Origin of the sequence: uncultured Phascolarctobacterium sp. (assembly GCF_902463975.1) — a bacterium.
Lineage (GTDB): Bacteria > Bacillota > Negativicutes > Acidaminococcales > Acidaminococcaceae > Phascolarctobacterium_A.
This window is the reverse complement of sequence record NZ_CABQHJ010000052.1, coordinates 1-7,461: the sequence shown is the minus strand read 5'-3', so window position 1 is coordinate 7,461 and position 7,461 is coordinate 1. Positions and strand designations below refer to the sequence as shown.

General features: G+C 40.8%; 5 protein-coding genes. All 5 read left to right on the top strand.

What is annotated here, in order from left to right:
• The first annotated feature begins 224 nt into the window (after positions 1-224).
• The 5 genes from trkA to RDW05_RS11440 all read left to right on the top strand — a co-directional run bounded on the left by trkA (position 225) and on the right by RDW05_RS11440 (position 7,255).
• Positions 225-1,571 carry a Trk system potassium transporter TrkA gene (gene trkA, locus RDW05_RS11460; protein WP_293694193.1) on the top strand — a complete coding sequence of 449 codons (1,347 nt, stop codon included), beginning with the start codon at positions 225-227 and terminating at the stop codon, positions 1,569-1,571.
• 2 nt (positions 1,572-1,573) lie between these two features.
• On the top strand, positions 1,574-3,031 hold the full coding sequence (locus tag RDW05_RS11455) for a TrkH family potassium uptake protein (protein ID WP_307979164.1): 1,458 nt from the start codon (positions 1,574-1,576) through the stop codon (positions 3,029-3,031).
• Between the two features lie 18 nt (positions 3,032-3,049).
• Positions 3,050-4,510, top strand: a complete 1,461-nt coding sequence (locus tag RDW05_RS11450) for a TrkH family potassium uptake protein (RefSeq protein WP_307979163.1) — start codon at positions 3,050-3,052, stop codon at positions 4,508-4,510.
• 512 nt (positions 4,511-5,022) lie between these two features.
• On the top strand, positions 5,023-6,627 hold the full coding sequence (locus RDW05_RS11445) for a hypothetical protein (RefSeq protein WP_307979161.1): 1,605 nt from the start codon (positions 5,023-5,025) through the stop codon (positions 6,625-6,627).
• 292 nt (positions 6,628-6,919) lie between these two features.
• Positions 6,920-7,255, top strand: a complete 336-nt coding sequence (locus tag RDW05_RS11440; RefSeq protein WP_307979159.1) for a hypothetical protein — start codon at positions 6,920-6,922, stop codon at positions 7,253-7,255.
• Positions 7,256-7,461: the final 206 nt, after the last annotated feature.

Genomic DNA, 7,461 nt, shown 5'->3' with positions numbered 1-7,461 from the left:
ATAGATAGCTGCGGACTAACTTAGCTTACTACCGTACTTTCTCTGTTCGCGAGAGGTATGAGGTATATCGTTTCAGATTGCTATTCCTTGCACGATATATCTATCGCTTAATTTACAGAGTCAAAATAGCATCTGTCGACGTTTAAGGCTATTTGTGTTATAATATAGAGCAGTATTTGAGTAATAGAGATTAACGGATTTCCCGTATTAAAGGAGTAACTAAAATGCGTATTGTAATAGCTGGTGCAGGCAAGCTTGGCTTTAGTATTGCACAGCTTTTAGCTGAAGATCAGTTTGATGTAGTAGTTGTAGAAATCGATCCCAAGCGCAAGGACGTCATCCAAAATACTTTGGACGTACTGGCGATTGAAGGCAACTCCTGCAGCCCTACTACTTTTGCTGATCCTGATATCAGTGCTTCCGATGTGCTTATCGCCTGCACAGATAGTGATGAAGTAAATATGGTGACCTGCCTGATGGCCAAGAATCATGGTATTAAGCATACCGTTGCCCGTATCCGCAACGTGGATTATGCTATCCATTCGCCGGAAATGCTCAAAAATGATATGAAAATTGACCTCGTAATCAACCCTGAGCGTATTACCGCAGGTGAAATCGACCATATCCTGATGACCCCATCTGCCTTGAACGTAGATGATTTTGCTGACGGCAAGGTGCGTATGTTCGAAGCCAAGGTGAAGGAGGATTCACCTATCGTTAATATACCGCTGAAGGATTTGAATATTCCTAAGGATATCCTGATGGCCATGGTTTTCAGACGTCATCAGATGATAATTCCTCATGGTAATGATTACGTAATTCCGGGCGATAACGTTTACTTCGTAGGCAAGCATGAAGCAATCCGTGAGTTTGAAAATTCCTTCTCCAATACTTATGAAAAGCTGGAGAAGGTTCTCATCATCGGTGCAGGCCGCACAGGTCGCTTTTTGGCTCCCATGTTGGAAAAGCAGGGCATTCAGGTAAAGGTTATCGAAAAGGATAAGGACCGTTGCCAGCTTTTAGCTGCTAAGCTGAAGCGAGGTTTGGTTTTGTGCGGTGACGGTACCGATATTGACCTTCTGATTGAAGAGGGCGTTTCGGAAGCAGACGTTGTTATCTGCCTGACCGAAGATGATAAGCTGAACCTTTTGTTGGCACAACTGGCCAAGCATCTGGGCGCACGTAAGACCATCGTGCGTGTTGCACGTAACGAATATATTGAGCTGATGGAAAAGGTTGGCGTAGACATCGTACTGTCTTCGCGTCTTTTGAGTGCAGGCGAGGTGTTGCGTTTCGTCCGCAAGGGTGGTATCGTATCCGTATCCCTGCTGGAGGGCGCACAGGCCGAGGCTCTGGAAATCATCGTCGGCGAAAACAGCGATGTAGATGGTGTGGCAGTGCGTGATATGAACCTGCCGCCGGAATGCTTGCTGTGTGCTATTGTGCGTGGTAATGAAGCCTATATTCCTAATGGTAATACTGTCTTGCATGCCAATGACCGCGTAATTCTCTTTATCAAAAGTGAATTTTCCAAGACTACAGTACCGTTATTTGAAGGCCGGGGCGCTTAACTATGGATTCAAGGCTTGTTAACCGTTTATTAGCCAAGCTGACAATAGCATTTTCCAGTGTATTGCTGGTGCCGCTGATTGCTGCATTAATTGCAGATAGGGACCATGTATGGATTTTTATATTTACGCTGATTACAACGAGCACTATCGCTTCGCTTTTTAACCTCTTTGGCAGCAGAAGACCGCGTCAGCGCCTGCGTGTGCGTGAAGCCATTGCGGTCGTAGGCTGCGGTTGGCTGTTGGTCTGCCTGATGGGTGCGCTGCCGTATTTGTTTTTAAATCCGGCGGATCCGATTGCGGCGGTTTTTGAAAGTGTTTCCGGTTTTTCTACTACCGGTGTTACTACCGCACTTTCTTTTAACGATTTTCCGCCTAGCATCCGTGTCTGGCGCTGCTTAACGCACTGGACCGGCGGCATCGGCGTTATCATGCTGTTTATTATCATCATGCCGCAGATGAACAGCGGTACAAGCTATCTGTTCAACGCGGAGCTTCCGGGTGGTACGGCTGAACGTACTTTGCCGAAAATCAAGGAATCTGCTATGATGATTCTATTAATCTATGTTATTTTAACAGCAGTGGAAGTTGCTTTGCTGTTGATTGCAGGCTTGCCGATATTTCAGGCGCTGAATCTGGCGTTGGCAACTATGGCGACAGGCGGCTTTTCATATTATCACGATAGCCTGATTTCCTTTAGGTCTGTTTATGTTGAGATTATTGCTATTGTTTTTATGCTGATTGCCAGCATGAACTTTTCTTTGTATTATAAAATCTGGCGTGGCGATTGGGCGTCAGTGCGTCAGGACAGCGAACACAGATATTATCTGCTGATACTCACAACAGCGGCTGCACTTATCTGTGGCAATCTGTATTTTTCCGGTTATATGGATTTTAACGGCGCTCTTCGTCACAGTATTTTCCAGGCTGTGTCTATCGGCAGTACGACGGGCTATGCGTCGGACGACTATAACAACTGGCCCAGCTTCAGCCGCAGCGTTCTGCTGATGCTGATGTTCATCGGCGGCTGCAGCGGTTCAACCGCAGGTGGCATTAAGATTACGCGTCTGGTTATCCTGCTGAAGGCAGGCTGGGCAGAGCTGTTGCGTACTCTGCACCCGCGCATCGTTTATTCCATCAGAATGGGTGAGCGCGAAATCAACCCGATTATTGTCGGCAATATTACGCGTTTCTTCTTCCTGTATATTTTGGTGTTTATTGTGCTGACTATCCTGATTTCCCTGTCGGGGATACCGATAATGGAATCAATGGGCTTGATTGCTGCCTGTATGAGCAGTGTAGGTCCGGCCTTCGGCATTGTAGGCCCGACATCTACCTATAATTGCCTTTCCGATTGGGCACGTTTCATCAGCATTTGGGCGATGATTTTGGGACGTCTGGAAATTTTTACGCTGCTGGTTATCATGCGCCCGGATTTTTGGCGCGATAAGCAGAACTGGTAACGGCAGGAGGTATAGAAGATGAATGCAAAGGTTATAATATATCTCCTGGGAAAAATTTCTGCCGGTCTGGCGATCGCTCAGCTGTTGCCGCTTTTGATGTCTGTTGTTTACGGCGAATATGCTACCTCCAGAACCTTTATCTTTTCCATAGCGGTAGCTGTTATTTTGGCCGGAATCTTTGATTACTATGGTGACGGTAGAGGAGCACGTAATTTATCCGTGCGCGAGGGTATCGGCACGGTATTCTTTTCGTGGCTTCTGGCCGCTGCTTTGGGTGCACTGCCATATTGCTTTGACGGCATTTTGAATCCCGCCGCTGCTTACTTTGAAAGTATGTCCGGACTGACCACTACCGGCGCAACAGCAATTGCCAATCTTGACATAGTATCGCGCAGCCTGCTGCTTTGGCGCACGCTGACGCACTGGATTGGCGGTATCGGCATCATCGTGCTGTTCGTAGCACTGCTGCCGCAGATTGCCGGCGGTGCTGTGTATCTTTTTAACGCGGAGGTCAGCGGCTTTTCCAACAGCCGTATTCTGCCGCGTATCCGTACAACTGCCGTAGCATTGTTTTATATCTATCTGCTGTTTACGATTATTCTTACCGGTATGCTGGCAATTTTGGGCATGAGTACCTATGATGCTGTTAACCATGCCTGCTCGGCTATTGCTACCGGCGGTTTTTCGCCTTATAATGACAGCATCGCGCATTTTCACAGCGCGGGTATTGAAATCGTTACTGGTCTGTTTATGATTTTGGCTGCAGGCAACTTTGCCTTATACTACCAGGTTACGCAAATCGGCCTGAAGGTTTTGTGGCATGATCTGGAATTCAAAAGCTACATTGTGTTGCTGACTATTTTCACTGTTTTAATCAGCATCAACATCATTATGGTGAATGGCTACAGTGTGGCAGACGGTGTGCGTGAAGCCTTCTTCCAGGTGGCTTCCTTCGGCAGTACCACAGGCTATGTTTCGGCGGACTACGACCAGTGGCCGTCCTTTTCCAAGCTCGTTTTGGCTGTAACCTTCCTGACAGGCGGCTGCGCAGGCTCTACTGCCGGCGGTATTAAGGTCTGCCGTTTTATCGTACTGCTGAAAACTGTCATGGCGGAGCTGCGTCGTACTATGCATCCTCAGATGCTGCTTAATGTTTACTACGCTAAAAGACGTCTGCCGACAGAAACGATTATCAACGTCAGCCGTTTCTTTTTCGTTTATGTTCTGGTTATCGCAATTTTAACTATGCTGCTTTGCTTAAGCGGTGTGGACGTAGATGAGGCCGTTTTCGGCGTGGCCTCCTGTATTTCCAGTGTCGGTCCTGCCTTTGGCAGCATCGGCGCTACGGGTAACTATGCCGGTGTTACCGGTATGGGACAGCTGACGCTGGCGTTGGCTATGCTTTTGGGACGCTTGGAGCTGTTTACAGTGCTGGCATTGCTCCGTGGTGAATACTGGCGCAGCAGCAAGAGATGGTAAAGTGAATATTGTTGAATTAACAAAGTAAATCCGACGTGCTGTAGAAGCGGTGCGTCGGATTTTTTTGTGGGGTGGGGAATTTTAGGAGTTTTTAGGTTATGAAGTTAATTAAATGCTATAATGAGGTCATCTGTTTTATTAATTACTCTGAAATAATTTGATAAAAAAGAAAAATAAGGTAGGATTTTTAGTAGCCGATGTCGAATTTTCTTAAAGCTTATTACTTCGATATATGCTTCTTTTATTATTAGGAAGAGCATAGAATTAAAAGTATAATTTTATAATAACAATATTATAGTAATGTGCGGAATATTAATGCAATATATTTGCAATAAAATTAGATTTATAAGTACTTGTGTTTTAATATTAATTTAATGTGAAAGGTCTGATATTATGAAGTAAACTTTGGTTATTTAGGTAATCATGTAAACACAACAATGTGCTTGCGTGATTACTAGCATTGTATGTTGCATAGTTATTTATTAGTGATGTGTAAATAGAAAGGAGTATATATGTTAAAAGAAGAGATCGTTTCTTATATCAATGGAATTCCTGTTATAAAGGAAACATTAGAGGATTGTCCTTTTGCTAATCTGCTTGATATGATAAAGTATTATTTCGATATATATATTTCAAAAGATATAAAAAAGGCAGATTGTCTTTTAGATAATGAGTTTTCAAAGTACAAAGATACTTATCCAAAATTAGTAAATGCTAATGATATGTCAGCATTAATTACTGATTTGATTTTTAATTCTCCTGAAAACCTTGGTAAAAATTTTTTTACAGCTCTTCCTAATTGGATGGATTTTGATGAAAATGAGATGAATAGAGTATTAAAACATCCTTTTTTTGATGAGTATCACAATGTTATAAACGGTTTTTTTGAGTTACCTAGGAAATATTTTATGTTGGAACTTTATACATATGTAAAGGTGCAAGCGTTTGCAACTGAATTTATACCAGAAAACAGAAGTGTTCAATTATGGTATTATTTATGTTACCAAGATATGATAGGTTTTATATATTCTAGTGGCTTTCATGAATCATTAGCAATTATTTATAAATCATATGGAAAAGAATGGTTTTGTCACTCCAAAATTACAGGCATTGATCTTGATCCAGTATTGTATTTATATGCTAGTTATGCGAATATAAGCTGTAGAATTAGTGGATTGATAGAAATAGATAGATTAAAAAATGATTTAATAGATATACGAGATGAACTCATGTTGCGCTCATGTTTAGCTGGGAGTATTGAACAATCAAAAGTATATTTAAATAAAATCAAGGATATTATTACTCATTATGATGATATAGAAGTTAAAGATATCAAACAAAAATTAGATGTTTTAGAACATGAAAACCTTCTGTTAAAAAAAGATAAAGAAACATTAGAAAAAACTAGAGTCATGCTAGAAAAACAGATAAGCTCGTTACAGTTTGATAAGCATAGAACAGATGAAGAAAAAGTAGATAGTATTTTAAAGCGTTTGTATTCAGCAATGCCAGAAGTAATTTCTTTTGACGAATCCATCACATCTTTAGAAAGTATATGGAATAAACTATCTGAAACAACACGTAGGGATATAAAAACAGCATTAGCAGTATATGATTTATATAAAACTGCAGATTTAGCGTCTTTTTTGTTGATTAGTAGTATAGAAAGAGAGTTTAATTTAAATTTCTTTGCTCCTTTTAAGAGAAGTAGATATTATAAAAAAGTAAAAGATAGGTTTTGTTGTAATAGAAAATTTGAAATAACACATACAGCTTTAAATGATTTAAATTCAATACCCACATTAGGTGCGATACCTTTTATTGGAAGAGCTGTACGAACTAAACAAGGAATAGAATCTAGTGAGGTAATTAAAGCGTTCGGAATTTTCTTAGGTGAGAAGAGAAAAGAGTTTTGCTGTCTCTGTGATGCTATACAAAACTATCAGATAGGATTAAAAAAATATAATATAATAGATATTCGTAATGGGGTAGCTCATGGAGATGCTAAAATTAAAGAAGAATGTGATGAAAAATGCTTTGAAGGAGTAAAAGCTTTACTATATGAACCTCCTATTCAAATAATGTTTTCAGTAATAGTTATTTCTATGAAAAAATGATGCTTATGGATAAAAAATCAATTAGGTTCATAACGCGCACCTTTTTTACCATGTAATCTGTAGGTTAATAGATTATAATTCAATTGTAGATTACGAGAGTGAGAAAAGGAAGGATTTTGATTATGATGAGAATTGATTTTCATGAGAAGAAGGACAAGAAGAATCTGATAAGGCTTGTGAAAAATCGCGTATATACTGTCATTTGATGGAGGAATTTGCATCGGCTGTTGATGAAGCATTTGCTAAAATAGTCTATGAAGACACGAAACAGATCAAAACAGAAGTATGGTAGATGCCTGATAGAGAAGCAGAAATTAAAGAAGAAATGAAGCACCCTGAGGAGCTTTCAGATAGTAAGGCGAATATGTATGTTGCTCATTTAGTACGTGAAGAGTTGGAAGTTATGGAAGATTATTTACAGCTTTTGGAGCTGCAGGCACGCCGTAGCTTATTGTTCACAAATATAGATATGGACATTGTGAGAAAGGCGATTTATGAGCTGGTTAAAGTTAAATTCTTAGACAAGCACGAGCACATAAAGCAAGAATATGTTGACCTAATTATCAATGATTATGTGGAAAGATATGCAGAAAGGGAATCTATAGAGTTCAAAGATGATGAGCATTAAAAAAGGCATTAGTCCAAATTTGTGGGTTGGGCTGTTACATGAGTATGGGTCGACCTAGTCCGTAGTTGTGGGTAGACCTATTACAATATGTGGGTCAACCTAGTACAAATTTTGTGGTCGACCTAGTCCATGTTATTGGGTTTCAATGGCCGGAGCGTATTGCTCCAGCCATTTTCGTCTTTAAAGAGTGAATTTATCGTATTTGT

Excerpts from the sequence above, each read along its gene's own strand:
- RDW05_RS11440 (WP_307979159.1), top strand. The coding sequence starts at position 6,920 with ATGCCTGATAGAGAAGCAGAAATTAAAGAAGAAATGAAGCACCCTGAG.
- RDW05_RS11450 (WP_307979163.1), top strand. The coding sequence starts at position 3,050 with ATGAATGCAAAGGTTATAATATATCTCCTGGGAAAAATTTCTGCCGGT.
- trkA (WP_293694193.1), top strand. The coding sequence starts at position 225 with ATGCGTATTGTAATAGCTGGTGCAGGCAAGCTTGGCTTTAGTATTGCA.
- RDW05_RS11455 (WP_307979164.1), top strand. The coding sequence starts at position 1,574 with ATGGATTCAAGGCTTGTTAACCGTTTATTAGCCAAGCTGACAATAGCA.
- RDW05_RS11445 (WP_307979161.1), top strand. The coding sequence starts at position 5,023 with ATGTTAAAAGAAGAGATCGTTTCTTATATCAATGGAATTCCTGTTATA.